Origin of the sequence: Halomonas sp. MMSF_3323 (genome assembly GCF_030733595.1) — a bacterium.
Taxonomy (GTDB): Bacteria; Pseudomonadota; Gammaproteobacteria; order Pseudomonadales; family Halomonadaceae; genus Halomonas; species Halomonas litopenaei.
The window spans coordinates 90,883-112,652 of sequence record NZ_JASHIT010000005.1 but is presented as its reverse complement, the minus strand read 5'-3'; the positions used below and the strand labels follow the sequence as shown (position 1 = coordinate 112,652).

Here is a 21,770-nt window from a genome sequence, read left to right as displayed (position 1 = left end):
GTCAGGCGAGTCCTCTGATCCGGCGCATTCCGGCATTGGGACGCTTGCGCATCACGCGATAGCGCAGGGCGTCGTAGTCGTGATCTTCAGCGGTAGTGTCGATGTCGTCCGGATTGCGCTCGCTACGCGGCAGTACCGGCAGATGGGCGATGATGTTGCGGCAGTGGTCCATGAAGTAGAGCGCCGGCTCCTCGGGCGCCTCTTTGGCAGCCTCCTTCAGGCGGGTGCGGATCAGTTCAAGACCGTTCACCCGCGATCCAGGCTTCTTGTCCGACTCAGTCCACTTGACCCCCTCCGCCTCCATCTTCTTCGCCACGCTGTCGCTGCCGGACTCGTTGACGTTGCTGATCTGGTTGTCGGCGGGGCCTGGTTTGATCGACGCGGGTAACCAGTCACCCTCACGCAGCGATGCCTCGCGGTCCTTGATGCCTTTGGCGATCTCAGGCGCCGACAGCTTCAGGCCCTCGTTCGGCCCCTTGGCGCCGTACCACTCATGGCAGACGATGATCGAGCCCTTGGGCGGGCAGAAGGTGCGCCCGTCCTCCAGTGCTACCTCGGTGCCATCTGCCTCGGCATGCCAGAGGACAGAGAAGGGATGTGTCGACCCCCAGTCGAACGAGCGATCCACGTACCAGCTGGACGGCACGGCGAAGCGCGGCACGACATGCCGCGCCTCATGCCAGACGTCATCGAAGGCGCCGCCGGACACGATGTTCCAGTCGCCATCCTTCATCGCCTTGACCAGGGCGGGGTTGCCCAAGCCCTCCAGGCGGTCGATGTAGTCGGGGTCGTTGTCGAGCAGCGACGGGTTGTCGTTGAGGCGCGCAGGGATGTACTGGCGCAGCATGCCGCCATCGGCTTTCGCCGCCCTATGCACGTCCATCGGGCGGGCTGCGTCGACGAATGCGTACTTCACCCAGTTGTGGCCCACACCGCCCGGGTTCGATCCGCAAATAGCGCGAGGGAACATGCCCCGGTATTTCTCAGGCACCTCCAGTGCGCCCAAGCGCAGGCGACCGCGCAGGTAGCGGTAGATGCTCTCGGTGAAGTGCGTCAGCTCGTCCATCAACAGGACGTGGATCTCAGCGCCCTGGTACTTGAACTTATCCTTCTCGTGCTGGCAGTGAGCCAGGAAGATGCGCGAGCCGTTCCAGAACTCGATGTAGTGCTTCGAGCCGTTGTACTTGGCCCACCCCGTCTTGAACCACGGGGCGAGCAGCTCGAAGAAGCCGCCCGGGCCGTAGAGGTGGTTCTTCTCGAGGTCGTCGGACAGCCGGCGGAAGATGTAGACCATCAGGCCCGCGATCTCGGCGCACCAGATGATGGCGGCCACGCGCATTAGGTGAGACTTCCCGCCGCCGGCTGCGCCGCCGTAGAGTATCTCGGTGGCCTCTGAGTCGAACGCCTCCCCCTGTCGCTTGTGAAGCCTGACGTTGAGGGCGGCATCGTCACTCATCATTCCCTCGTGATGTTGATCGTCGGGGCGGTGGTCTTGATCTCGCCGGAGTGCTCGGTCTGCTGCTTGTCGCTCAGTCCCAAGTCGCGGGCGATGATGTTCGCGTTCAGTAGGTCGGCTGCGGCGCCAGAGAACTTCTGGTCTCGGATCACGGCCTCTGCTCGCGTTATGACCGGGGAAAAATCATCGTCGGAACGCCATTCGCGCCAGGTCGTCGGGTCGATGTCGAGAAACAGGCAAAGCCCGTCCAGAGTCATTGCCCGCATCTTCGGGATAGTCGCCATCACGACTTCCCCCTGATTGTGGAACGCCTTGGACTCCCACAGCGGGTGCTTCTCCACCCAATGGAAATATTCGCAGCAGGCTTCCCAAAGCAGGTCGGCACTGGCGAATAGCTTGTCGCGGCCGTGCTTGGTCCTGGCTTTCCAGAACTGGTTGCCTTTAGGTGCTGCCATGAGTGCCTCATTGAATAAGCGGTGCTGAGCTCACGGCGGACGGACTTGCCAGCCACCGTGAGCAATACGGTCACGCAAGCAGGCGCAGTTGCATCTGATCCTCGAGCATGCGGACCTGGATCGTGAGGGGTGGTCAGATTGACCCCCGTTTGCTTATGCCACGTCCAGCTTGAGCTGCATCTGATTCATGAAGTGGTTTATTTGCTCATCAGTACCATTATCGAGGATATACTTGATTTCCTCCGACCTCTCTCGCATACCGAGACTGAGAGATTTCTCATATGCACAATGCAGAAGCGATCGATACATCCCAGATGAACTGGCTATTTCGTGAAAGTCCTGAGGGGTAGGCCTAACCATTTCATCGGGGGAGTTTTCTGCCGCTCCTAGGAGCATCCCCTTGACGTCTTCAATTTCTATGCAGTCAAAAATTTCTTCTCCACGCTTCTCCGTGGCACTACCAACCAAGCGAAGAGCGTCAGATTCTGCCTTGGCAAGATTTCTCCCCGCAGGAACCTGGATGAAAATGGCGTCTACGACCAAATCATCCATCAAGCCATGGTTGAGGAGCTGGTTTAGTCTTCTTTCGGCATTTGATGCTCTGCCGATTTTCATTAATCCATGGCTGAATGTGATGCAGTACAGGCACTGATGGCTTCCAATTTCTCTTGCTTTACGTCTGACATTTTTTAAAGCAACGTTGCTCATGATGTGTCGTCCTTATGGCGATGAGCCTAGAGTTCACACGGGTACTGGCAGCCCACAGAGGCGACACGCTGCCGTCCCCAATAGACTCATCCCGTAAGGCTCTGTGGTTTGTGCGTCGTGTGAAGGACGCAGGCACAAAAAGCCCCGGCGGGCGCCAGGGCTTGGTTGGTTCTGTTTACTTGACGCAAGGCGAATATATCGCCGGGGATTTATCCGTCATCCGCTGTCGGTGTAGTGGATTGCTCAACACGACAGACTGAATAGGGCCCTTGGGAGCTTTCTCCGAAGGGCGGTCACCGGGTGAATCGTCTATCGACGCCGGGCCTTGGTAGCCAGGGGATCACCTCCGGGTGCTGCAGGGTGTTTAGCGTGCTGAGCTAGGGCCTGGGTGGGTACGGAGCGACCGCTAAGCTCAAGCGTCTTACATCAGCCTTGGGCATGGGCGTGCATCGAAACTGTTGCTATACCGATGAGTAGGCTGTTGCCATAGGTTCGTTCTCAGCATACTCTGCCACCGCCTTAGTCGATCTGTAGGAGACCTGGAGGTGGACAAGTATTTGGTCGAGAGCTACCTAACCGCTAAGAGCCGGCGGGTGCGGTGGGCGGTAGTCAAGCTTTCTCAGCACTACAATGAAGAATCCAGAGAGGTTGTTTCGCGGCATGCCCGCGAGGCAGATGCCCGTGCCGAAGCAGCAGCCTTATCATTCGTTTCGCAGCCGGCCACCTAAGCTATCCTCATGACTGCCCCCATGATTGCGAGGTAGTTCCAGAATGCCTGCCAGATTCCAAGTTCGCTCAGTGCTCACCGACCCCGACAGCACCAAGGTCGATTACTGGCAGGTGGTCGATACGCACCTGAACGACGACGTGATCGCTTCCTACCACGACTGCGAAGCAGCTGAACGAGAAGCCGAAAAACTCAACCGCGATAGCGAAGCAGACTGAATACCCGTCGGGCTCACTTTGTTCTGATAGCGTCCATGAACGTGCGGGGCTGCTGCCCACGTTCGAGCGCCTTGTCTACCGTGCGCTGGCGAACGTTGATGCCCAGGGCCGCACCCATGGTCACGAATAGCCAGATCAGCATGCCGGTGAACTCGGGATCACCCACGACCGTGGGGTCGATCGCAATGGTGTAGGCCATCACGGCGGACAGGGTGCCCAGGGAGAAGGCGAACACCCAGCCCAGGGCAGGGCGCCATCCGCTCTTGAACCAGCCTTCATGCTCCAGCTCGGCGCGCATGGTGCGCTGCGTCTCGGTCAGTCGAGCCGTCTGCTCGGCGGCAGCGGCTTTCTCAGCCTCGAGGCGCATAGCCTCCAGTGCCTGGCGATGCTCGTTGTTGAGGCGGACCAGTTCAGCACGCTTGGCAGGATCCTGAGTCGCTGCCACCAGTGCAGCAGGATCGTTCTCGATACCCAGCGCAGAAGTGACCATAAGGGCGGCACCAGTTGCAGCACCACCCACAGCAGGACCGCCAAGTGCAGTAGCGACAGCCGGCGCGTACTTGGCGACTTCTTCAACGGCATCTCTCCAGTTCATCACCGGTTCTCCAGGCGCGACACCCGGGCACCCAGGGCATCGATGCGGCTGTTGATCTGATCGCGGTACATGGCCGCGTCGTTGATCGTCATGTAGTCGTTACCGACCTCGCGCAGATCAGCACGAAGCTGTTCGGTCAGGGCGATCAGTTGACTGATGCGCTCGTCCTGGCGCGCTGATGTCTCGATCAGAGTCAGGGTGGTGTTTCCTGACCAAGCGAGCAGGCCGACGACGAGGGCTAAGAGCACGGTTTGCACGTGCCTCTCGAGAATAGGCTTGGCCTTCAAGGCAGTATCGGGACTCGTTTCAGACATCCCGCCTCCTGGGTGGGCCTGCGTAGACAATACGGGTTTACGGCTTCGAGACTCTGACGGTCTCGTCAAGCCAGTGAAACTGGACGCTCTCAGGCGTCAGGAATAGATCGCGCTCAGCCTTGCGGCGACGGGTCAGCCCAGCCAGTACGCGGCCGCCGGCCTTGTTCCAGCGCGGCAGCTCGTCAGCGGCGCCACGGTAGTCGCCGGTATTCAGCTTGCGCAGCAGGGTAGAGCGCTCCAGGGCACCGGGGCCGACGTTGTAGGTGAACGAGACCAGGGCGTCGAACTGGCTCTGGTTGAGCGGCACAACCACCAGTCGCTCGACGTCATCCTCGAAGCGGGCGACGTCATAGCGGAGTAGGGCGAACGCCTCATCCTCGGTGATCGTGTCGCCGGGCTGAACGCGGGAGCCATCGGGGTAACGGGTCGTTCCCAGGCCGATGGTCCAGGGGTGTCCGCCGGTCCCGGGATCGGGGTAGGACTCAAGCTCAAGCCCCTCGAACTCGGCGACCAGGTTCAGTCCGCGCTGGCTGATCTTCATGGCGACACCTCGGGGAATAAAACAGCCCGCAGGAACGGGCAAGGACGCCAGGCAGCGGCGTTTTCAGGAAAGGGTGCCGTAGATCGCGTTCAACGCCGTTGATATGCTCCAAGCTCACCACAAGCCATGGAGGCAACAATGACAGACGACGCAAGGCGACTGACGGCTCTGCAAGAGAAAGTCGATCAGCTTGAGCAAGCTCTGGTGGAGCAGCGGAACGTGAATGCCGCCGCGCAAATGGCGACGCTGCTTTCACTTACTGCGGTATCGCAGACTTTGCGCCATTCATATGGCATACAGCAGGAAATGCTGACTGGCCTGGGGTATCGGTACAAAGAGCTCTGGCCCTTTGGGAACCTTCCCGATACTGAAGCCGCTCGAGAGCAGTACAGTACCCTCATCAACACTCTGATCACGGATACGAAAGGCGAGTTTTACCCCCGTCCTGAGAAAGGCGTATAAGACCGGGCATCACTCGGCCGTCGATGATCAGCCGCTTCCCATTGGCGTCAGTCATTTTCGACAAAGGGAGCGGCTTTACGCCGTGGTGCAAGTCAGCTGTGCTCATTGATCAACTCCACGGGAAAGGGTGCCGCCCACTCGATGGCGAGGGACAGGGCTCGCGGGACGGCATAACGAACTACGCCCCGGCGAGAGGCCAGGGCGCAGGAACGAAAAAGCCCCGCCGGTGAGGGCGAGACTTTGATATGTGGTAGCTGTTTGGGTGTACGCCGTCCAGCTTACAGATAGCGTACAACATCGGGGCTTAGAAATCCAGCACTTTATGCAGCCTTCCTGATATTTCTCACCATATCGCCGATCGTCTCGCTGATTGGCTCCATGGCTTCGCCCTCCCAGTGGTTGATCGACGCCTGGATCACGGACCACACAGGCATCCAGTCTTGGTGCCACTTCCTGGTGGTGATCGCCACGCCGTACCACTCGGCCATCGTGGCGCCGATACGCTCAGGGCCCCATGCCGGCTGCTCGTTCGACAGATTGCGCTGCCGCTCCAGTAGGGCGACGTGGATCAGGTAGTGCACGCGCTCTTTCTTCGCGGGGCGCCAGGCTCGTCCATCGCCCCAGTTCGGAATGCTGGCGATCACCTTGCCCTCGACGGCTTCCACAGCGTCATCCAGATAGGCATTCGCCTGCTCGGTCGAGGGATGGCACAGCACATGCCCGATGGCGGCCAGGGTGGGCTGCTCACGCTCCAGGCGGCAGATGCGGGCGTAGACCGGCCCGTACTCAATGCCGTGGGCAGCGCCAGTGCCACCTTTCTTGGTGAACTGCACGCCGCCACCGCTTTCCAGCTCCTCGAGGATGGGGCCCATCTGAGAGCGAACACCGGTGTCGAGTGCCATGGCCCATGCCAGTTTCGGATCAGTCGTAATCATGCCGCGCTCTCCCGTTTTGCTCGTGCTTTGGCTTCGTTCGCCGTGCTGTGTTCGCTGATGCTTTGAAACCCTCGCCAGAGGGTGTAGCGGTCGACGCCGCCGTGAGTCGTCTTGCAGATCACGAATTCGCCGCTCTGGATTGAGTAGGCGCTTTTCCGTGACCACTTCACGACCGGCGCCTCGGGTCGTTGTGGTAGCGCCGATCTGGCGGACGCTCGCTCTGCTTGTCGCTCATACCGCCTCCATGATCTCGACCAGGCACTGGCCGCCAGCCAGGCGCTCGCCCCGGATGATCGTCAGTCGGTCAATCTGCTCGTCGTCCAGCCAGATGCCCGCGTGGGTCAGCGCGTCGAGAAGCGCCTTGCCGCCGTGGTTATCGATATCCCGCTTGCGACGGTCGGGCGGCAGCAGGGTGACGACAACATCCAGTCGGGCGGCCAGGGGTTCGCCCTGGTGCTGACCGGCGACAGCAGTAGCCACGTCTTTGCGAAACTGCCGCCCCTTGCGTGACAGCAGCGTGCGGCCATGGACGTTGCGCCAGACGGTGTTGGTGCTGGGCGGCCAGGGTAGGGTGAGGCTGATCATCGGGCAGCCTCCCGCATCGCCAGCTCAAGCCGGAACAGGACGCAGCAGGCGACGTGCGCCAGGTGGTGAACGCCCGTCTCGGGATCATTCTGCTCACCCCTGGCGAGAGCCATCTCGTGGCGAAGCGCGGCGGCCAGGTATCGGCTGTCAGCGTTCTCGACGTACTGCCAGTTGCCTGGGGCGTATTTCTCGGCGCCGGCGGTGAGGACGTGGCCGATGGCCTCAAGGGCTCTAGGCATGTCAGAGACCAGCAGGTCCATCCGGGGCTTCTCGCCGTCGAACTTCATGCCGGCCTTCTCGTCACCCATGCGGATTGGCCGGGCCAGGTCCCTGACGCTGACGAGGGTCTCCTCATGGCGGAGCAGGGCGTTGTCGATGTGGTCAGCCATGGGCATCCTCCTTGGCGGCGATGAACTCGAGGGCGTCGGCCAGGGCGCCGACGATGGGCTCGTCAGTGAAGTGGTCGAGACCGCGGTTGATGGTGTCGATCAGCCACCCTGGCTGTCGGGCCTGCATCTCGGGGCTGGCATGGATCGCCTGATGGCACTCCCGGCAGGCGGGCATGGCGAAGCTGTCCGGCGCTGTGGTGCCCATGCCAGACAGGCCCCAGTGCAGCCCGATACAGTGATGCGCGTCGGTGGCAGGGCCGCCACACGCACAGCAGGGCAGGGACCGGACGAACGCCAGGTAACGCTCACTGCGCCACTGGGTGTCGGTCGACGTCTTCTGCGGCTTTCTGCGGGCTTTCTGCATAGGTTTGCGGGCCATCGGCGCCCGGCTGCGGAGCGGCGTCTTCCGCTGGAGGGCTGAGCGCTTCATGAATCCCTCCTGTCGATCTGCTCCAGGAAGCTGCGCATCTCCTCGCGAGCTCGGCGCTTCTCCTCACGCTGCGCCCAAGCCAGGGCGGCACAGGCGCCGAGGCTGGTCACGATGGCGAAGGCGAATAGGGCGAATGTCGGGTTCATTGGCCGCCTCGCTTAATCTGCAAAATCTTGAAGATGCACCACACCAGGATTGGCGTGGCTATTGCGAAAATGACAAATGCGGTGAGCAGCACAGGGCCATGGACACCCGCCTGCCATGCCGAGTAGAGCGGGAACGCCCATACAAACGTCGCTACCACCCACAGCCACACAACAAGGCTGTAAAGGAAAATCTCGTCTTTCATGCGGCCTCCCGGTAGGTGTCGAACACAGCAAGCGCCTTCTCGCTCCACTGAACGTCGTTCGCGGCGCCGTAGGCGTATATCAGCTCGATCAGATCGCTGAATTCCTTTTTCTTCATCCGGCTGGTTCGAGCGCCCAGCAACACCACGCCGCCGTCGATTCCCTTGGCCATGCGCTGGTGTTTGCGGAGCGAGTGCGTGAAGACCTCCTTCCAGTCCTCGGGCGCGGCCCACTCCGGCACGCCATCAATGACCAACTGCTGCTGTTCCGCGACGTCGGTCAGCATCGGCCAGAGCTTGCGGTTTTGGCTCAGGCTGCGAATCTCGGTCGGCCGGCGAAGCACCAGCTCGACAGGGCCTGCCTCCAGGCCCCGGCCAGCCATTCGGGCCGCCATCTGGATGACGCCGCCCAGGTCCCGCAGGGTGGCGATCTGGTAGGTCAGTTCCCGGCTCATGCGCTCACCTCCTCGTCTTCCCGCTCCTCGGTGGTGACGTGCTCGTCGCCGTCGATGCGCATCAGGAATCTTTCAGGACAGAGCGGGAGCTTCCCTCCTTCCGGTGATGCGGACAGCTCCCATGAGTCGCTCGAGAACTTATAGCCGGTGCGAAATATGTCGCCTTCGCTGTAGCGGCGCAGAGCGGTGGCGGAGAACCCGAAATACTTGTGGTGGGTGACCATCACCAGGCACCCCGGCTCGATTGGCTTGCTCATCCCTTGCCTCCCGCGATCACTGCCAGGGTGAGAACGCCCAGGGAGGCCCCAATGAACAGGCCGATCAGGAATAGGGTCATGCCGCGCCCTCCACTGGGGTGATGGATTCAAGGATCTCGCGACGATCGAACCAGGCATCGCTGTAGCTCATGACCGCCAGGCCGCCATCGCACCGAACGATGGCCTGCGGACGGTCTTCTTGCTCGGCCAGCCAGACGGCCTCGTCGATGGCAGCGGCGGAATCGGTGAAGGTGGTCATGCGGCGGCCCTCGCTTTCTGCTCTACGACATCCAGGTACTTGTCCAGCACCGGCACGTCGCCAGCGGCCCAGCGGGAAACGGTGCTACGGTTGACGCCGATCTGCTGCGCAAGCAGAGAGCAGCTACCTGCGGCGGCGGCAGCCTCAACCAACAGAGAGCGGCGGCGCTCGACCTCTTTCCGCCCCAGGCGCTTGACGGCTAGGTCGATGCCGCGCTTGCGGCGCTTGGGCTTCGGCCCGGATTCTGCGAGTGCTTGAATGAAGTCGGCGGGGCTGCGGACGCCGCGCTCAAAGTCGGTGATGATCATTGTGCGACACCCCCAATCCAGGCTGTCAGGCGATCCATGAAGCGCGGCTTCGCCATCTCTTGCAGATCGCGCTTGGTATACGTCTTCATGCCTTCCTTGGTGCGGCACCTCACGGTGCCGTCGGAATACTCGATGGTGACGATGACGCCCCGGCTGGCGAGCGTGGAGCGCTGGGCATAGGTCAAGGTGCTCATGTCAGATCATCTCCATAGCTGACTTCGCTTTGCGTGCAGGCTCAGCGGGGGCAGGGGTGCGCAGGCGATGGATGGTCTCGGCTTCCAGGTCGGCGAATCGGGCGTTGGCAAGCTGAGCAGCGGCGTAGACGGTGCCGACATCGCCCTCGCGTTGCTTACCGATGATGATCTCGGCCACCCCTTGGTGAAGCTCGTCTTTGGGGAAGTACCGCTCGTGCCGGTACAGGAACAGGATCAGGTCGGCGTCTTGCTCCAGGGCGCCTGACTCTCGCAAGTCGGCCATCATCGGGCGCTTCTCGGGGCGGCTTTCCAAGCTGCGGTTGAGCTGTGAGAGCGCGACCACCGGGCAGCCAAGCTCCTTGGCCATCGTCTTCATGGTGCGGCTCATCTCCGCCACCTCTTGCTCGCGGCTGCCGTGCTTGCCGTCTGGGCGCATGAGCTGCATGTAGTCGACCATCACCACGCCCAGGTCGCCGTAGTGGTCCCGCCAGCGCTTGGCGGCGCCACGGATCTGCGAGGGGCTCATTGCCGACCGGTCGTCAACGATCAGCGGGGCGCTCTTGAGCGCGTTCACCGCTTTGGTCAGCTTCGGCCAGTGCTCGTCGGTCATGTGGCTCTTGGGGTCGCGGATCGCCTGGAGCGGCAGGTCGCCGATGGCGGCGGTCATGCGGTTGCGCAGGGCTCGCCGATCCATCTCCATCGAGAAGATCAGCGCCGGGCGGCCGTCGCGCACGCAGCAGGCGCGCAGGATGTTGAGGGCGAAGGCGGTCTTGCCCATGGCTGGGCGGCCCGCAACAAGGATCATCTGCCCCGGGTGCATCCCCATTGTCTGGCGGTCAAGGTCGGTGAGGCCGAAGGACAGGCCCATGGCCTCCTCCTCGCCATTCCACTTGCGGTCCAACTCGTCGATCATGTCGGCGAGGTCTGCGCTCATGGGGCCAGCCTGGTCGGCGTCGGCACGTACCAACCGCATGAGGCGGCCCTGGGCATCATCAACGGTGGTCAGCAGGGGGCGAGTTTTGTCGTGAGCCAGGCGACCAATGGTGTCCAGCTCGGAGACCATGCGGCGCCGGGCGGCGAGGTCGGCTACCACGTCGGCGTAGGCGAGGCCGTTAGCTGCGCTGGGCGTGTTCTTGGCGATCTCGGCCAGGTAGGCAAGGCCGCCCACCTGATCGCTTGTCTGATCGCCTTCCAGGCGTTCAGCGACCGTTACCACGTCGCAGGCTTGGCCAGCGTTGCGTAGGGCTACCAGAGCGGACCAGATCACAGCATGCTCGAGGGCAGCAAAGTCGGCGTGGGTCAGCACGTCGGAAGCCCGGTCGATCAGCTTGTTGTCCAGCAGGCAGGCGCCGATGACGCTCTGCTCGGCCTCGTGGCTGTGCAGGCTCATGCGTACTCCTCCTCATCGGTGAAGCAGCCGCAGCCGCTGACGTCGAACATCGGCAGCTCGGCGGTGCCGGCCTCCAGTTGCTCGCGGAACTCGCGCAGGGTCAGATAATGCGTCTTGCCGTGCGTGTCTTGGCGCAGAAAGGGCCGGGCGGTGTCGCCGATCTCTGCTATGGCGCGTTCCATCTCGGCCTCATGCCAGGCGAAGCGCTCCGGGTTGGTGCGATACAGCCGCTCGAACTGCACCAGGCCCGCCTTGCAGCAGAACCCGCCGCAGTTGTTGTGCTCGTAGCCCATGGCATAAAGGCGCGGCTTACGGATGCCGTGGCGTGCCAGGATGGCGTCATAGTCAGGGCGCCACACCTCGAAGCGGTTGAGCAGCGAGACCACCGGGCGGGGTGCCCAATTGCGTTGCGCCCGCTCGATGCGGTCTATCTCCGACATGTCCATGCCCAGCACCAGCGGATCAGTTGGCGCGGCATTCTCTGCCAGCCACGCCATCACCGGCTTGGTCTTCAGCTCGGTGCTGCAATGCGCCGTTCTGGTGTTGCCGATCCACCGCTTGTCGATGTAGACATCCCACGGGGTGCGGCCATCCGTCAGGTGGACGATCTCCTGGCCGACCGCGCTGGCGATGTCATCGTTGAAGCGATAGAGGTCGTCATCCTCGATGCGGGTGTCGGCGAAGATCAGGTTAAAGTCGAGCCCCTGCTCGTGGGCGATCAGGGCAGAGACGCCCGACCCCAGGCCGCCGGAAAAGCTGATCTGGTAAGTCATGCGTCACCCCCGTGGTATTTCAGCTCCATGATCTTCTCGAAGTTCTCGGCCTTGGCGATCCAGTCGAGGCCGAAGAACCGCGAGTCGTCGCGCATCAGAAAGTCGGACTTGCGAAGGAAGGCAAAGAACTTGCCCCACCAAGCGATTCCGCTCTCGGTGTCGGTGTACAGCGGTTCGCCGGTCTGTTCGTGCTTGATCGAGAAGCCCTGTTTCCAGCGGGCGGCCAGGTTCTTGGATCGGGCGCCTTTGCTCCACATGCTGCGAATCGGTTGGCGCTTGTCCGGCATGATCTCGGCCCAAAGGTCGAGCAGGTCACCGTGGGGGCAGGAAGGCAGGGCAGAAGATACAGAGCGTTTCTTCGGGACGGTCTCGGCGTTAGCCGTGGCCTCTACCTCGTTAGAGGTAGGAGTGTCTTTCCTGTCTTTCTTTGCTAGGGCATCTTGCCCTGACTGAGCTAGGGCATCTTGACCTGACTCAGGGCGTTTTACGGGAGGGGTCTTTTTGCCCTGTTCGGATGCCAGCCACTCGCCGAAGTGCTTGTTCAGCGAGATGGGCGAGCGGCTTCCGCCATGACGAATGACCACCTTGCGACGAATCAGCTCATTGAGCACCTTGGAGCAATCCGACTCATGCAGCCCGGTGCCGCCGGCGATGAAGGTAGACGCCATGCGCTTGGCCTTATCGTTCCAGCCGTAGGTCTGGCGGATGACGAAGTGGACCACCTTGAACTCACGCGACGTGAAGTCTGCCTGGCAGAGCGCATCGAGCAGGTCGTTGGCAATGCGGGTGTATCCGTCTTCCACCTGCGGGCCTCGCTTTTCCCTGGGCGCCTCGGGTGCGCTTGGGAACTGGAATATCTGAGCGGTATCTGTCATGATTCACCTATCACCTTGAGTTGTGATGAAGCCCCGTTATGGTTGGTCGCCGGCGGGGCTTCGTTGCATCAGGCCTTGGCCAGTCCGGCTTCGGCTCGTTTCATCACATCGGCCATACCCATTGCCTGGGCGGCCACATCGAGAAGAATTCGCTGTGCTTCGGGCAAGTACTGCAGGTCGTCCCCGTCAATGACCCCGTCGCACGCGATCTTGGCGATCAGAACGGTGGCACCGCCTGACGCCTTGTTGAGATTCCCTACGCCGCTCATCAGCGAGCCGGCATCGCCCTTGCCGCTGTGGCGGGAAACCGCCAGATAGCCGTGACGGTTCGCCAGCTCGGCGCGGGTGCCTTCATCTCCCAGCTCTTCCAACGCAGTCACCCACGGCTCTTCCAGCCATGCTGGGAATTCCGTAGTGCCTGCCGCCCAGCGCTCGACCTGCTTGTGCCAGGTGATCAGCGCTGAGGCGTATTCGTCGGCATCGGTCAGGGAGTTGAGATCGACCCACTTCGAAACCTTCCCCGGCGCCATGGCGTGGGCCAGCGCGTTTAGCGTCTTGGCAAACTTCGACATAGAGATGCCGCGCTGCTCGCGAATCTGGTTCAGCCCGTCGCGGAGCAGGGCGTCTCTGGTGGGGTGTCGTAGGTTCGACATGGGCATCTCGTTCTCTCGTGGCTAATCTGTGGTTGTGGTTAGGCGGCGGACGCCAGGCGGGGGCAAAGCTCGACAGCCGTAACGGCCCCGCCAGTGAGTCGCTCAGCCTTCAATGCGTGAAGCTCGGAAATGCCGTGCTTTCCACTGGACCAGCCGGAAACGCTTGCCTGACTGACCCCGAGCGCCTCAGCGGTTCGCTCTTGGGTACCGAAGTGCTTGATGAGTCGAGAAATAGGAGTTTCCATCATGCTGGCCTTGGAAAAAAGGAATGCCTATATAGTAGATACAGGAACTCCTTTTTGCAACGGTATAGGTGCGCCTATATCTTTCTCTGGTATGAACATCGGAGATCGGGTTCGCCGCGCCCGGAAAAACGCAGGCTTAACGCAGAAACAGCTTGGGGACGCGGTAGGGGTTCGGCAGGCCACTATCTCTGATCTTGAGAAGGGTGAATCCCGCTCAAGCGCATACCTCGTCCAGATCGCTGACGTGTGCTCTGTCAGCGCAGAATGGCTGGCGACGGGTAAAGGGGAAATGCTCGGTGCCAGCAACGTCTCGACCTTGCGCCCGCGCCGCCCAGCAGAAGGCAATGCCGAGCTGATTGATCACGAGATCATTGAGGGTAGCGAGCCGCTGCGTCCTGACGAGGTGATGTTGCCAGTGTTCAGAGAGGTGGAGTTTGCCGCTGGCGATGGCTGTGCCACCCAGGTCATTGAGAATCACGGGGCGGAGGAGCGCTTTAGCCTGCCGCGTCTGTCGAGAGCTGGAGTGCAGCCTGAGAACGCCGCTCTCGCTATCGTCAAGGGTGACTCAATGTGCCCGGCCATCAACGATGGCGCCACTATCGGCATCGACAAGGGAAGCCGGAGCGTCGTTGATGGAAAAATCTACGCCCTCGACCATGACGGTATGCTGCGCGTGAAGCGTCTTTACCGCATGCCTCTGAACCGTGTGCGCGTGGTCAGCGAGAACAGCGAGGAGTACCCGGAGGAAGTGTATAGCCTTGCCGATCCGGACGCACCGAAGATCCTCGGCAGGGTCTTCTGGTGGGAGAACTTCGACTGATTGCCACTGCATAGTCTAGGTCGGCAAGAGTGCGGTGAGAGCCTTCGAATTAGGTTTTGTTAGGCAGGAAGGGGCGTTAGATGACAGGATTTTTAGATAGCGAATATGATGATTTCTCACCTGAAATCAAAGCCCTAAGCGCATCTGATATTCAGGAGTTTCTTGAGCACATCGAAGGTCCAAAATCCTGTCTCTACTGCGGGGCCAAAAAACTTGCGATCGTCACCGCCGTGCAGCCGAGACAAGATCAGAGAGGAATTGAGATCACTTGGGAAAAGCCTGCCTTGACCAGGCGCCATGTCCACGAAATTCCCCCCTCTGGTTTTTTTCTCCAGATTCCGGCGTTTCATCTATGCTGCTCAAACTGTGGCTACAATATGAGTTTTTCAGTTGGGCCACTGCTGGAATGGATGAGGGATAGGGAGGAGGGAGTGAGTGCAGACTAAGGGCTCAGCAGAGGATTTCTTGAGTTTCATGCGCGCCACAGGCGTGTATGGTTCGGCCAGAAAAGACAGCACGCGCCAGTTTCAGTCGGTCGACTATCACGGTCTTCGTCGTCACCCTATCAATCCTCGTGCTAAAATTAGAAGCAACGTTCCTAAGGATTCTCAGAAAATGGCCACGCACGACCGCCACATAGACGAGAGACTCGCCTTAATCGAGCAAGGGCTTGAAAGGCGTATGGCTGATCTTCAGCGATTCCAGGAGCGTGCTGAAGATCGGTTTGAGAGAGCTACGGAGAGGCATGACGCTGAGCTAGCGCTCCAGCGTCAAAAAACCGATGAGTCCTATCGCAGCCTGTTCAACCTCGTAGATGGCTCTAGAAAGCACGCGAGCAATATGGCTGCGGTGACAATATTTGGCACCATTGGCGGTGTGCTTGCGGCGCTGGCCTTGGTGACCACTTTGGGGGCAGGGTGGATCAGCGATCAAGGCACTTATGCCAAGTCCTATGGCGAGAATCAGGTCGAGATGCAGCAAGCTGCCGACGAGCGGGCTGAGTTTCGTGAGACCATGAAGTCAATTCAGGCAACGCAGCAAGCTATTTTGGATCGCCTACCCGAGTCGCCGCCAGCCGAACAGCAAGCCCCTTCCACCTAAAGAACCCGCCCTCGAGGCGGGTTTTTTGTGCCCGCCTGTAGCGCTCCCGCCCGATAGCCGCCCTTGAGGCGGTTTTTCTTTGCGCATTCCGCATAGGGAAAACAATGAGATATAGGTATTTGCGATAAAATATAGGGAAAGCTGTTGACGCGATAAATAGGTATGCCTATATTTGGAAGCGTGGACAGGGCAGCAGCCCTCCGCTCCGCACCTCGGGGTCACAGAGGGGACGCTTTGATCCATCAGCCTGCAAAGGCTACGGAGATGGGGAGCCGAGGGGAGAGCGGAGGGATGACCCCGCCACCAGCCGACTAGCGGTCTTGAGAGTCAACCTCAGTCGGTGCCGGAAACGCGAAAGAATTCCGACGCCCTGCACAGCGGGGCGTCATCCACCAGCCTTCTCGCCGAGAGGGCTGATGGATGACAACGGGAGAGACGAGATGCACATCACCGAGGACATGGTTAGTCCGCACCACCTGCTCGCCGCCGAGCGCTGGATCAGCGAGAACGGCATGCCGGAGACCGATGCGGAAATGGCCCGGATGGGTCGGGAAGTGGCGCAAGAGGCGCAGCGGGTCGTCGAGCACATGGCGTGCAAGGCCTTCGAAGCGCTGGATGCCCACAAGGAAGATCAGAAAGCCGGCGTCGAGACGCTGGCTGGAATGCAGGGCCGGGAGTTCATGCAGGACATCTACAACGAGCTGCGCCGCAGGGCGTGACAACGGAGCCTACGGGCGAGGATACGAGAGATGGCAATAGAGAAGCAGGAAGCAATCATCTATTACGCGCCAACCGCACGTCGGCGCTATCTGACGCGACGTTCGGCAGTTGAGGCTGAAGCGCGAGCCATCATCAAGAGCCGCTACCCCTCAGAGCGTCCAGTTCATGATGAGTCTGGACGATGCGTTGATCCTGGCTTCCATTGGAGTGACCTACCTCGATCAGAGGTTATCCATCGGCGTCTTTGCCGCCTGATTGCCAAGTGACCACCACGCGATCCCATGCGTCAGTTGGGCCCAGCGCCCCGGCAGAGGCTGAGAATATCTGCCCATCGGAGAGGGTTGTGAGTGATGGCGTGGCGCAGTGTTAACCGACGGCCCGGCATTTCGCGAGTGCGGTGATCGGTTGCGTAGCGATTGGCAATAACCCAGGGGTAGCGCTGCCCCTGGAGCAGTTGCCAGACGTGAGGCTTAGCGCACCTAACCATGGAGTTGGGAGGTCGCCCGTTGTGGGCCGCCATCACTCACAGTCTTCCCCGATGCATCCGCATCACCATCTGTTCCCTGCATTTGCCCGCCATCGTGCGGGCTTTTTTTGGGGCCCATTCAAGGAGGGCAGCACATGAATCCAATCCGCGAGTTCGCCGTCTGGGCGGTCAGCATGCTGCCCCCTGACGCATCGAACGAGACCATCGCCATCACCGTGATGGGCTCGTTTTTCGCTTTCTTCACTGCCCTGGGCGGCCTGGCTGGCCTGCTGGGGTGGATCTGCACGAGGGGTAGGGCATGACACCGGATTCTTGCTGGGTCGCGGTGGCGGCCCTTCTCTACGCCCTGGCATTCATCGGCGCCGCTTGGTGCGGCAGGAGGTAGGTATGTGCACGAGTGGATGGAGCAAACACTCGAGGGACATTGAGGCCCTGCGAGACGCTGGCCGAGAGCCGGGGGCGCACCCGGTCGATGACGCGATCAAAGAGGCCCTGATGGCTGACCAGTTATCTATGGACGGTCTGATCATGGCCGTTGCCGAGGTGTTCCTGAGCAACGGTTATCGGGGCGGCTCGGAGGTCAATCGAGCGATCGAGATCGCCCTGGACCAGCACTACCGGAGGAGGGCGGCGGCATGAGCTTCACCTTCCATACACGCGTGCATGGCATCCCGTGCCTGTGTGACGTGACGCTCTACAGCCCCGGGGCACCGATGCGCACCACCGGCTGGGGATACGGCGATTGCGATCCCGACGAGCCGGAGGAATTCGAGTTCGACATCCTCGACCGCCGCGGTTTTCCGGCGGCATGGCTCGAGCGGAAATTGACCGACGACGACTACGACCGGCTGCTCAGCGAATACCACGAGAAGCGGGGCGCCTGGGCAGCATGAGGAGGGAAGCATGCGAGCACTGATCTTGATCACCGCCCTGGCCCTGGCCGGCTGTAGCAGCCAGCCGATTGACCGGGAATTCGGACACCGCCACGGGTATGACGCCATGCGGTCGATGATCCAGTCCACAGGGGCAATCCATCACGGGGTTGACTGACGAGAAGCCCCAGCCGATGGCGGTCGGACTGGGGCGGATACCAATAGTATCGAGGAGAGGGTAGCGCAATGAGCAACGCAGTAGCCACTATCCGGCAGGACATCTACGACACCCGAGACTCGTTCGCCGCGGTGCTGAGTGAGCCGGGCCTCAGCTTCGAGAGAGAGGCGGGTTTCGCCGTTCAGACAATCCAGGCGAACGACTACATGGTCAAGGTGGCCATGGGGAATCGTCAGTCGGTGGTGAATGCGGTGACCAATATCGCTGCCATCGGCATCAGCCTCAACCCGGCGAAAAAGCAAGCCTATCTGGTGCCGCGAGACGGCAAGATTTGTCTCGACATCAGCTACATCGGGCTGATGGACCTGGCTATGGCCACCGGCGCCATCCGGTGGGCGCAGGCCGAACTGGTGCTGGCCAACGACAACTTCGCCTTGCAGGGCATGGATCGCCCGCCGCTTCACAGCTTCAACCCGTTCGCCAAGGACCGCGGCGACGTGGTCGGCGTCTACGTCGTCGTCAAAACGTCGGACGGCGACTACCTCACAGAGACCATGAGTGCGGACGAGGTAAACGCCATTCGTGATCGCTCGAGCGCTTGGAAGGCCTATCAGTCCAAAGGCAAGTCGTGCCCCTGGGTTACCGACTGGGGGGAGATGGCAAAGAAGACGTGCGTGAAGAGGGCCTACAAATACTGGCCCAAGACAGAGCAGCTCGAGCAAGCGATCCACCACCTCAATACCGAGGGCAACGAAGGCTTGGCGGCGGATGGCCCGCAGCGAGACGAGGGGCTCGGTCAGCGTTGGGTGGAGCAGGCTACCAAGGCCGAGAGCACTGAGCGATTGGCTGAGGTATGGCAAGCCGGCCTGGCGGACATCAAGAAGGCCAGAGACATGGCGGCCTATAGCGAATTCAAGGCAGCGGTCGAGAAGCGCGGTGAAGCGCTCAAGCAGGCTGAGGCCAATACCATCGAAGGAGAGGCCCAATGCGAATCATAGAGTGCGATCAGGGCAGCGCAGATTGGCACCTGGCACGAGCTGGTTGCATTACCGCCAGCATGTTCGAGGCTGCGCGCGCCAGGCTCAAGAGCGGCCCAAAGAAGGGTCAGCCTACTGAGAAGGCGCGGGACTATGCGTTCCGCCTCGCAATCGAGCGGATCAGCGGGCAGCCGCTCGACGAAGGATTCGAGACCTGGGCGATGAAGCGCGGGCACGAACTCGAGCCAATGGCGCGGATGGAACACGAGATGGCCACCGGGCTGATTGTTCAGCATGCAGGGTTCGTCACCACTGATTGCGGGTTCTTCGGCGCCTCGGCTGACGGCCTGATCGACCCCGACGGTGGCAGCGAATACAAGTGCTTTGTGGCGCCGGACAAGCTGCGCGCATTCCACATCGACAACGACATCAGCACGGTCGTGGATCAAGTACAAGGCGGCATGTGGATCACAGGGAGAAAGTGGTGGCACATCGGCCTGTATTGCCCGGCACTGGAGCCGATCGGCAAGCAGCTCTGGTTCAAGGAGTTCGAGCGTGACGACGAGTACATCGGCCAGCTCGAGGAGGACCTGGTGGCCTTCAAGTCGATGGTGGATGAATACGAACAACTGCTGCGAAGCAAGGCAGCGTAGGAGGAGAGCATGACCGCAGTAGCTGAGAAAGAATCAACAGAGCTGGTCACCGTGCCGTCCAAAGAGACGGCGCTTGAGGTGTTCAAGACTGATAAGGGCTTGGACCCATACCTGGCAACGATCCGCGAGGAGCTGGACGCTTTTCTCGCCGAACCGCCCACCCTGGATACCGCAAAGGGACGACAAGCCTACGCCTCCATGGCGCACAAGATAGCCCGCAGCAAGACTGCAATCGACAATATTGGCAAGGAGCTGGTGGCCGACCTCAAGCAATTGCCAAAGACCATCGACGCAGAACGGAAGCGGTGGCGTGACCAGCTGGACGCATGGCGCGACGAAGCGCGTGGGCCGCTGAACGAGTGGGAGGCCGCCGAGGAGGCGCGCAAGGAGAAGCACGAAGCCGGAATCCGGCATATCAGGGATTGCGCGATGGGCCTTATCGGCGGCGAGCCCCAGCCGTATGGCCTGCTCTTCCGAGAGCTAGAAGAAAAGGTTGTGATTGACGAGTCATGGGAAGAATACGAGGCAGAGGCCCACAGAGCAAAAGCCGACGCGATGGCGACCTTGAAGGCTGCGTTCGCTGAACACCAAAAGCGAGAAGCAGAGCAGGCCGAGCTTGAACGCCTTCGCCAAGAAGCGGCAGAGCGCGAGCAGAAGGAGCGCGAGGAACGCATTGCCCGAGAGGCAGAAGAACGGGCGCGCCGTGAAGCCGAGGCGGCCGCCCAGGCAGAGCGTGACGCGGTCGCTCGCCGAGAAGCCGAAGCCAAGGCGGCAGCAGAGCAGCGTGAGCGCGAGCACCAGGCAGCAATCGAACGCCAGCGCCGGGAAGCAGAAGCAGAGCGTCAGCGCATCGAAGACGAGCACCGCCGTCGCGAGGAGGAGCGCCTGGCCGAGGAGCGTCGCCAGCAAGATGAGTTGGCCCGACGCCAGGCCGACAAGGAGCATCGCGCCCGCATCAACCGCGCCGCCCTTGAGGCCATGATTGACGGTGGGATGCCGGAGGACTGCGCCAAGACGGCTATCACGCTCATTGCGAAAGGGCAGATACCCAGTATCACCATCAACTACTGACAGGCCCCACACCGGGGCCTTTTTTGTGGGAGGCGGTATGGAACAACACCAATGGAAGACCACAGAAAAACAGTACGTGAAGCGTCGTCTCGATGAGGGTGCCACCTACAAGGACATCGCATCAGAGTTGGGGCTTGGGCGAGACCAGGTCCATGGCTTGGCCAAGCGCAGCGGCTTTACTGATCCCCGTCGTCGCGGCGCGTGGCGTCGGCGAGATTGGTCCGAAATCGACAGACAGTGCAGGACTGCATCGACGTCCAGTGCATGTCCATTCGGCAGGTCGTCAGCCATTTGCAGCGGCAGGGCATATCGACCAGCTACTCCAGCATTAACAACCGGGTCAAGCAGATGCCCGCTTCGGTCCAGTTTCAGGCCCGCGTTAACGCGGCCCGTCGCCAAGCCAGCAATGCATATCGAATGCGCCTGCGGATCAAGCGGGCGGCATGAATAAGCGCGCCGTGCCCGGTGGCGCCAATGACCGGAGCCGAGGCCAGGCCACCGTGTCTCAAAACGGAGTCAGCCCGCTGGCCGCCGCCTCCTCAGCTCCACCCGTGCTGAGCGCGGGCGAGTTCACTGCACAGCAGTAGGCGGCAGGGCGGGCCGGGTGCCGCACGTGAAGCGGCAATTTCTTTCCAGCCTCGGCACGCGCCGGGGCTTTTTCGTGGAGGCCAGCATGACACCAGCCGAGTGGGCCGAGTGGATCGAAGACATCGAGGTATTGGGCGAGGTCGGCGCCAGAGCTGTCGAGCAGGCGCTGGCCGATCAGATGTGGAGGGAGTGGGTATGCAGCGAGTAAACAGACTGCGCGGCCTGGTGTCCGTGCAGCAGGAGATCAGGGTGAGGGAAGGACTGCCGGTGCGCTTCAGCGCCCGGCACGTGGCGGCGGGCCTCGGTGCCGTGATGGGCCAGTACCGGTTGGTGAAAGCGCCGGAGGCAGCCCAAGAGGCGATCCGGCAGTGGCACGAGCACGGGCGGATCCAGCGCGACGGCACGCTCGACGGGATACCGGCATGGAGGAAGGCGGGATGAAGCTGACACAGCAGCACCTCAAGAAGCACCCCGAGAAGCTGGGGCGATTCGACCAAGTGCGGATCTGGTCCGGCGAATGGCATATGTGGTGGAGACCCGCTGGTCGCGGCTATACCGGCGATGAAGCAGAGGCAGGTGTCTATGAGCCGAAGGATGCCTGGGAGTACGTGTCGCACTGCGGCCCCGAGAAGAAGATCATCCTGGTGGCGACATGATCGCGGCCATCATTCTCGGCCTGCTGATCATGGCCGGCGGGGCGCTGGTCCTGCGAGAGGCGAGGCGGGCGTACAGA

The 21,770-nt window shown here is 61.4% G+C and carries 38 protein-coding genes; 16 read left to right on the top strand and 22 right to left on the bottom strand.

Going from position 1 to position 21,770, the window contains the following annotated elements; genetic code table 11:
• Window position 1 precedes the first annotated feature (1 nt).
• The 3 genes from RBB39_RS03830 to RBB39_RS03820 all read right to left on the bottom strand — a co-directional run bounded on the left by RBB39_RS03830 (window position 2) and on the right by RBB39_RS03820 (window position 2,619).
• Entirely contained in the window at window positions 2-1,456 is a 1,455-nt protein-coding gene (locus RBB39_RS03830) for a terminase large subunit domain-containing protein (RefSeq protein ID WP_045994871.1), read from the bottom strand.
• Window positions 1,456-1,911 carry a DNA-packaging protein gene (locus RBB39_RS03825; protein WP_253029451.1) on the bottom strand — a complete coding sequence of 152 codons (456 nt, stop codon included), beginning with the start codon at window positions 1,909-1,911 and terminating at the stop codon, window positions 1,456-1,458. Before RBB39_RS03825 ends, RBB39_RS03830 begins: the two co-directional genes overlap by 1 nt.
• Window positions 1,912-2,064: 153 nt before the next feature.
• Window positions 2,065-2,619, bottom strand: a complete 555-nt coding sequence (locus RBB39_RS03820; protein WP_253029450.1) for a hypothetical protein — start codon at window positions 2,617-2,619, stop codon at window positions 2,065-2,067.
• Between the two features lie 798 nt (window positions 2,620-3,417).
• Between RBB39_RS03820 and RBB39_RS03815 the strand changes: the two genes are divergently transcribed.
• On the top strand, window positions 3,418-3,564 hold the full coding sequence (locus tag RBB39_RS03815) for a hypothetical protein (RefSeq protein ID WP_222568922.1): 147 nt from the start codon (window positions 3,418-3,420) through the stop codon (window positions 3,562-3,564).
• A gap of 13 nt (window positions 3,565-3,577) precedes the next feature.
• On the opposite strand, the gene RBB39_RS03810 is transcribed toward RBB39_RS03815, so the two are convergent.
• From RBB39_RS03810 to RBB39_RS03800, 3 genes are all read right to left on the bottom strand, one after another.
• Window positions 3,578-4,054: a 3TM-type holin gene (locus RBB39_RS03810; RefSeq protein WP_306168819.1), complete on the bottom strand. Its 477-nt coding sequence runs from the start codon at window positions 4,052-4,054 to the stop codon at window positions 3,578-3,580.
• Between the two features lie 104 nt (window positions 4,055-4,158).
• Window positions 4,159-4,407 carry a hypothetical protein gene (locus RBB39_RS03805; RefSeq protein ID WP_306168818.1) on the bottom strand — a complete coding sequence of 83 codons (249 nt, stop codon included), beginning with the start codon at window positions 4,405-4,407 and terminating at the stop codon, window positions 4,159-4,161.
• Between the two features lie 103 nt (window positions 4,408-4,510).
• Window positions 4,511-5,014, bottom strand: a complete 504-nt coding sequence (locus tag RBB39_RS03800; protein WP_306168817.1) for a lysozyme — start codon at window positions 5,012-5,014, stop codon at window positions 4,511-4,513.
• A 138-nt stretch (window positions 5,015-5,152) separates the two neighbouring features.
• On the opposite strand from RBB39_RS03800, the gene RBB39_RS03795 reads away from it, so the two are divergent.
• Complete coding sequence (locus tag RBB39_RS03795; protein ID WP_045995098.1) at window positions 5,153-5,476, top strand: hypothetical protein; 324 nt, start codon at window positions 5,153-5,155, stop codon at window positions 5,474-5,476.
• A 320-nt stretch (window positions 5,477-5,796) separates the two neighbouring features.
• On the opposite strand, the gene RBB39_RS03790 is transcribed toward RBB39_RS03795, so the two are convergent.
• The 16 genes from RBB39_RS03790 to RBB39_RS03715 all read right to left on the bottom strand — a co-directional run bounded on the left by RBB39_RS03790 (window position 5,797) and on the right by RBB39_RS03715 (window position 13,570).
• The gene (locus tag RBB39_RS03790; protein WP_289105743.1) at window positions 5,797-6,411 is read right to left on the bottom strand and encodes a hypothetical protein; all 615 of its coding nucleotides are present in this window, start codon (window positions 6,409-6,411) and stop codon (window positions 5,797-5,799) included.
• A 231-nt stretch (window positions 6,412-6,642) separates the two neighbouring features.
• Window positions 6,643-6,996 (bottom strand): RusA family crossover junction endodeoxyribonuclease, encoded by a 354-nt coding sequence (locus tag RBB39_RS03785; RefSeq protein WP_306168816.1) that lies wholly within the window; start codon window positions 6,994-6,996, stop codon window positions 6,643-6,645.
• Complete coding sequence (locus RBB39_RS03780; protein WP_222569952.1) at window positions 6,993-7,385, bottom strand: dATP/dGTP diphosphohydrolase domain-containing protein; 393 nt, start codon at window positions 7,383-7,385, stop codon at window positions 6,993-6,995. The genes RBB39_RS03785 and RBB39_RS03780 overlap by 4 nt, the downstream gene beginning before the upstream one ends.
• Complete coding sequence (locus tag RBB39_RS03775) at window positions 7,378-7,815, bottom strand: DUF968 domain-containing protein (RefSeq protein WP_306168815.1); 438 nt, start codon at window positions 7,813-7,815, stop codon at window positions 7,378-7,380. The genes RBB39_RS03780 and RBB39_RS03775 overlap by 8 nt, the downstream gene beginning before the upstream one ends.
• The gene (locus tag RBB39_RS03770; RefSeq protein ID WP_306168814.1) at window positions 7,812-7,961 is read right to left on the bottom strand and encodes a hypothetical protein; all 150 of its coding nucleotides are present in this window, start codon (window positions 7,959-7,961) and stop codon (window positions 7,812-7,814) included. The genes RBB39_RS03775 and RBB39_RS03770 overlap by 4 nt, the downstream gene beginning before the upstream one ends.
• The gene (locus tag RBB39_RS03765; protein ID WP_222569785.1) at window positions 7,958-8,164 is read right to left on the bottom strand and encodes a hypothetical protein; all 207 of its coding nucleotides are present in this window, start codon (window positions 8,162-8,164) and stop codon (window positions 7,958-7,960) included. Before RBB39_RS03765 ends, RBB39_RS03770 begins: the two co-directional genes overlap by 4 nt.
• Window positions 8,161-8,616 (bottom strand): recombination protein NinB, encoded by a 456-nt coding sequence (locus RBB39_RS03760; protein ID WP_253029463.1) that lies wholly within the window; start codon window positions 8,614-8,616, stop codon window positions 8,161-8,163. Before RBB39_RS03760 ends, RBB39_RS03765 begins: the two co-directional genes overlap by 4 nt.
• Window positions 8,613-8,873 carry a hypothetical protein gene (locus RBB39_RS03755; RefSeq protein ID WP_253029464.1) on the bottom strand — a complete coding sequence of 87 codons (261 nt, stop codon included), beginning with the start codon at window positions 8,871-8,873 and terminating at the stop codon, window positions 8,613-8,615. Before RBB39_RS03755 ends, RBB39_RS03760 begins: the two co-directional genes overlap by 4 nt.
• Before the next feature lie 76 nt (window positions 8,874-8,949).
• Window positions 8,950-9,132 carry a hypothetical protein gene (locus RBB39_RS03750; RefSeq protein WP_253029465.1) on the bottom strand — a complete coding sequence of 61 codons (183 nt, stop codon included), beginning with the start codon at window positions 9,130-9,132 and terminating at the stop codon, window positions 8,950-8,952.
• On the bottom strand, window positions 9,129-9,440 hold the full coding sequence (locus RBB39_RS03745) for a hypothetical protein (protein ID WP_253029466.1): 312 nt from the start codon (window positions 9,438-9,440) through the stop codon (window positions 9,129-9,131). Before RBB39_RS03745 ends, RBB39_RS03750 begins: the two co-directional genes overlap by 4 nt.
• The gene (locus tag RBB39_RS03740) at window positions 9,437-9,634 is read right to left on the bottom strand and encodes a hypothetical protein (protein WP_306168813.1); all 198 of its coding nucleotides are present in this window, start codon (window positions 9,632-9,634) and stop codon (window positions 9,437-9,439) included. The genes RBB39_RS03745 and RBB39_RS03740 overlap by 4 nt, the downstream gene beginning before the upstream one ends.
• A 1-nt stretch (window position 9,635) precedes the next feature.
• The gene (gene dnaB / locus RBB39_RS03735) at window positions 9,636-11,024 is read right to left on the bottom strand and encodes a replicative DNA helicase (protein ID WP_306168812.1); all 1,389 of its coding nucleotides are present in this window, start codon (window positions 11,022-11,024) and stop codon (window positions 9,636-9,638) included.
• Window positions 11,021-11,797: a phosphoadenosine phosphosulfate reductase family protein gene (locus tag RBB39_RS03730; RefSeq protein WP_306168811.1), complete on the bottom strand. Its 777-nt coding sequence runs from the start codon at window positions 11,795-11,797 to the stop codon at window positions 11,021-11,023. The genes dnaB and RBB39_RS03730 overlap by 4 nt, the downstream gene beginning before the upstream one ends.
• On the bottom strand, window positions 11,794-12,672 hold the full coding sequence (locus tag RBB39_RS03725) for a replication protein (protein ID WP_306168810.1): 879 nt from the start codon (window positions 12,670-12,672) through the stop codon (window positions 11,794-11,796). Before RBB39_RS03725 ends, RBB39_RS03730 begins: the two co-directional genes overlap by 4 nt.
• 68 nt (window positions 12,673-12,740) lie before the next feature.
• Complete coding sequence (locus tag RBB39_RS03720; protein WP_306168809.1) at window positions 12,741-13,325, bottom strand: hypothetical protein; 585 nt, start codon at window positions 13,323-13,325, stop codon at window positions 12,741-12,743.
• Window positions 13,326-13,363: 38 nt separating this feature from the next.
• On the bottom strand, window positions 13,364-13,570 hold the full coding sequence (locus RBB39_RS03715; RefSeq protein ID WP_249742708.1) for a Cro/CI family transcriptional regulator: 207 nt from the start codon (window positions 13,568-13,570) through the stop codon (window positions 13,364-13,366).
• A 1-nt stretch (window position 13,571) separates the two neighbouring features.
• Here RBB39_RS03715 and RBB39_RS03710 point away from each other — a divergent pair, with 1 nt between their 5' ends.
• From RBB39_RS03710 to RBB39_RS03645, 14 genes are all read left to right on the top strand, one after another.
• Entirely contained in the window at window positions 13,572-14,390 is an 819-nt protein-coding gene (locus tag RBB39_RS03710) for a helix-turn-helix transcriptional regulator (protein ID WP_306168808.1), read from the top strand.
• Window positions 14,391-14,470: 80 nt separating this feature from the next.
• Window positions 14,471-14,836: a hypothetical protein gene (locus RBB39_RS03705; protein WP_306168807.1), complete on the top strand. Its 366-nt coding sequence runs from the start codon at window positions 14,471-14,473 to the stop codon at window positions 14,834-14,836.
• Window positions 14,826-15,491, top strand: coding sequence for a hypothetical protein (locus RBB39_RS03700; protein WP_306168806.1), 666 nt, complete (start codon window positions 14,826-14,828; stop codon window positions 15,489-15,491). The genes RBB39_RS03705 and RBB39_RS03700 overlap by 11 nt, the downstream gene beginning before the upstream one ends.
• A gap of 440 nt (window positions 15,492-15,931) precedes the next feature.
• Window positions 15,932-16,210 carry a hypothetical protein gene (locus RBB39_RS03695; RefSeq protein ID WP_306168805.1) on the top strand — a complete coding sequence of 93 codons (279 nt, stop codon included), beginning with the start codon at window positions 15,932-15,934 and terminating at the stop codon, window positions 16,208-16,210.
• A gap of 622 nt (window positions 16,211-16,832) precedes the next feature.
• Entirely contained in the window at window positions 16,833-17,000 is a 168-nt protein-coding gene (locus RBB39_RS03690; protein ID WP_213226956.1) for a hypothetical protein, read from the top strand.
• 193 nt (window positions 17,001-17,193) lie between these two features.
• On the top strand, window positions 17,194-17,337 hold the full coding sequence (locus RBB39_RS03685; RefSeq protein ID WP_213226952.1) for a hypothetical protein: 144 nt from the start codon (window positions 17,194-17,196) through the stop codon (window positions 17,335-17,337).
• On the top strand, window positions 17,334-17,591 hold the full coding sequence (locus RBB39_RS03680; protein WP_306168804.1) for a hypothetical protein: 258 nt from the start codon (window positions 17,334-17,336) through the stop codon (window positions 17,589-17,591). The genes RBB39_RS03685 and RBB39_RS03680 overlap by 4 nt, the downstream gene beginning before the upstream one ends.
• Before the next feature lie 10 nt (window positions 17,592-17,601).
• Window positions 17,602-17,748: a hypothetical protein gene (locus RBB39_RS03675; RefSeq protein WP_156088608.1), complete on the top strand. Its 147-nt coding sequence runs from the start codon at window positions 17,602-17,604 to the stop codon at window positions 17,746-17,748.
• 68 nt (window positions 17,749-17,816) lie between these two features.
• Window positions 17,817-18,746 carry a recombinase RecT gene (locus RBB39_RS03670; protein ID WP_045993464.1) on the top strand — a complete coding sequence of 310 codons (930 nt, stop codon included), beginning with the start codon at window positions 17,817-17,819 and terminating at the stop codon, window positions 18,744-18,746.
• Window positions 18,734-19,378, top strand: coding sequence for a lambda exonuclease family protein (locus RBB39_RS03665; protein WP_108448726.1), 645 nt, complete (start codon window positions 18,734-18,736; stop codon window positions 19,376-19,378). The genes RBB39_RS03670 and RBB39_RS03665 overlap by 13 nt, the downstream gene beginning before the upstream one ends.
• A gap of 9 nt (window positions 19,379-19,387) precedes the next feature.
• Entirely contained in the window at window positions 19,388-20,449 is a 1,062-nt protein-coding gene (locus tag RBB39_RS03660) for a hypothetical protein (protein WP_306168803.1), read from the top strand.
• Window positions 20,450-21,122: 673 nt separating this feature from the next.
• Window positions 21,123-21,245 (top strand): hypothetical protein, encoded by a 123-nt coding sequence (locus RBB39_RS03655; protein ID WP_306168802.1) that lies wholly within the window; start codon window positions 21,123-21,125, stop codon window positions 21,243-21,245.
• On the top strand, window positions 21,233-21,478 hold the full coding sequence (locus tag RBB39_RS03650) for a hypothetical protein (RefSeq protein WP_306168801.1): 246 nt from the start codon (window positions 21,233-21,235) through the stop codon (window positions 21,476-21,478). Before RBB39_RS03655 ends, RBB39_RS03650 begins: the two co-directional genes overlap by 13 nt.
• Entirely contained in the window at window positions 21,475-21,693 is a 219-nt protein-coding gene (locus RBB39_RS03645) for a hypothetical protein (RefSeq protein WP_306168800.1), read from the top strand. Before RBB39_RS03650 ends, RBB39_RS03645 begins: the two co-directional genes overlap by 4 nt.
• Window positions 21,694-21,770: the final 77 nt, after the last annotated feature.

Bases quoted from the DNA above. Each gene is read 5' to 3' on its own strand.
- RBB39_RS03730 (WP_306168811.1), bottom strand. From the start codon at position 11,797: ATGACTTACCAGATCAGCTTTTCCGGCGGCCTGGGGTCGGGCGTCTCT.
- RBB39_RS03675 (WP_156088608.1), top strand. From the start codon at position 17,602: ATGCGAGCACTGATCTTGATCACCGCCCTGGCCCTGGCCGGCTGTAGC.
- RBB39_RS03830 (WP_045994871.1), bottom strand. From the start codon at position 1,456: ATGAGTGACGATGCCGCCCTCAACGTCAGGCTTCACAAGCGACAGGGG.
- RBB39_RS03770 (WP_306168814.1), bottom strand. From the start codon at position 7,961: ATGAACCCGACATTCGCCCTATTCGCCTTCGCCATCGTGACCAGCCTC.
- RBB39_RS03710 (WP_306168808.1), top strand. From the start codon at position 13,572: ATGCTGGCCTTGGAAAAAAGGAATGCCTATATAGTAGATACAGGAACT.
- RBB39_RS03800 (WP_306168817.1), bottom strand. From the start codon at position 5,014: ATGAAGATCAGCCAGCGCGGACTGAACCTGGTCGCCGAGTTCGAGGGG.
- RBB39_RS03715 (WP_249742708.1), bottom strand. From the start codon at position 13,570: ATGGAAACTCCTATTTCTCGACTCATCAAGCACTTCGGTACCCAAGAG.
- RBB39_RS03725 (WP_306168810.1), bottom strand. From the start codon at position 12,672: ATGACAGATACCGCTCAGATATTCCAGTTCCCAAGCGCACCCGAGGCG.
- RBB39_RS03705 (WP_306168807.1), top strand. From the start codon at position 14,471: ATGACAGGATTTTTAGATAGCGAATATGATGATTTCTCACCTGAAATC.
- RBB39_RS03750 (WP_253029465.1), bottom strand. From the start codon at position 9,132: ATGACCACCTTCACCGATTCCGCCGCTGCCATCGACGAGGCCGTCTGG.
- dnaB (WP_306168812.1), bottom strand. From the start codon at position 11,024: ATGAGCCTGCACAGCCACGAGGCCGAGCAGAGCGTCATCGGCGCCTGC.
- RBB39_RS03645 (WP_306168800.1), top strand. From the start codon at position 21,475: ATGAAGCTGACACAGCAGCACCTCAAGAAGCACCCCGAGAAGCTGGGG.
- RBB39_RS03745 (WP_253029466.1), bottom strand. From the start codon at position 9,440: ATGATCATCACCGACTTTGAGCGCGGCGTCCGCAGCCCCGCCGACTTC.
- RBB39_RS03690 (WP_213226956.1), top strand. From the start codon at position 16,833: ATGAATCCAATCCGCGAGTTCGCCGTCTGGGCGGTCAGCATGCTGCCC.
- RBB39_RS03780 (WP_222569952.1), bottom strand. From the start codon at position 7,385: ATGGCTGACCACATCGACAACGCCCTGCTCCGCCATGAGGAGACCCTC.
- RBB39_RS03790 (WP_289105743.1), bottom strand. From the start codon at position 6,411: ATGATTACGACTGATCCGAAACTGGCATGGGCCATGGCACTCGACACC.
- RBB39_RS03795 (WP_045995098.1), top strand. From the start codon at position 5,153: ATGACAGACGACGCAAGGCGACTGACGGCTCTGCAAGAGAAAGTCGAT.
- RBB39_RS03765 (WP_222569785.1), bottom strand. From the start codon at position 8,164: ATGAAAGACGAGATTTTCCTTTACAGCCTTGTTGTGTGGCTGTGGGTG.
- RBB39_RS03810 (WP_306168819.1), bottom strand. From the start codon at position 4,054: ATGGTCACTTCTGCGCTGGGTATCGAGAACGATCCTGCTGCACTGGTG.
- RBB39_RS03720 (WP_306168809.1), bottom strand. From the start codon at position 13,325: ATGTCGAACCTACGACACCCCACCAGAGACGCCCTGCTCCGCGACGGG.
- RBB39_RS03685 (WP_213226952.1), top strand. From the start codon at position 17,194: ATGGCTGACCAGTTATCTATGGACGGTCTGATCATGGCCGTTGCCGAG.
- RBB39_RS03755 (WP_253029464.1), bottom strand. From the start codon at position 8,873: ATGAGCAAGCCAATCGAGCCGGGGTGCCTGGTGATGGTCACCCACCAC.
- RBB39_RS03775 (WP_306168815.1), bottom strand. From the start codon at position 7,815: ATGAAGCGCTCAGCCCTCCAGCGGAAGACGCCGCTCCGCAGCCGGGCG.
- RBB39_RS03695 (WP_306168805.1), top strand. From the start codon at position 15,932: ATGCACATCACCGAGGACATGGTTAGTCCGCACCACCTGCTCGCCGCC.
- RBB39_RS03665 (WP_108448726.1), top strand. From the start codon at position 18,734: ATGCGAATCATAGAGTGCGATCAGGGCAGCGCAGATTGGCACCTGGCA.
- RBB39_RS03740 (WP_306168813.1), bottom strand. From the start codon at position 9,634: ATGAGCACCTTGACCTATGCCCAGCGCTCCACGCTCGCCAGCCGGGGC.
- RBB39_RS03670 (WP_045993464.1), top strand. From the start codon at position 17,817: ATGAGCAACGCAGTAGCCACTATCCGGCAGGACATCTACGACACCCGA.
- RBB39_RS03680 (WP_306168804.1), top strand. From the start codon at position 17,334: ATGAGCTTCACCTTCCATACACGCGTGCATGGCATCCCGTGCCTGTGT.
- RBB39_RS03760 (WP_253029463.1), bottom strand. From the start codon at position 8,616: ATGAGCCGGGAACTGACCTACCAGATCGCCACCCTGCGGGACCTGGGC.
- RBB39_RS03660 (WP_306168803.1), top strand. From the start codon at position 19,388: ATGACCGCAGTAGCTGAGAAAGAATCAACAGAGCTGGTCACCGTGCCG.
- RBB39_RS03820 (WP_253029450.1), bottom strand. From the start codon at position 2,619: ATGAGCAACGTTGCTTTAAAAAATGTCAGACGTAAAGCAAGAGAAATT.
- RBB39_RS03785 (WP_306168816.1), bottom strand. From the start codon at position 6,996: ATGATCAGCCTCACCCTACCCTGGCCGCCCAGCACCAACACCGTCTGG.
- RBB39_RS03650 (WP_306168801.1), top strand. From the start codon at position 21,233: ATGCAGCGAGTAAACAGACTGCGCGGCCTGGTGTCCGTGCAGCAGGAG.
- RBB39_RS03655 (WP_306168802.1), top strand. From the start codon at position 21,123: ATGACACCAGCCGAGTGGGCCGAGTGGATCGAAGACATCGAGGTATTG.
- RBB39_RS03825 (WP_253029451.1), bottom strand. From the start codon at position 1,911: ATGGCAGCACCTAAAGGCAACCAGTTCTGGAAAGCCAGGACCAAGCAC.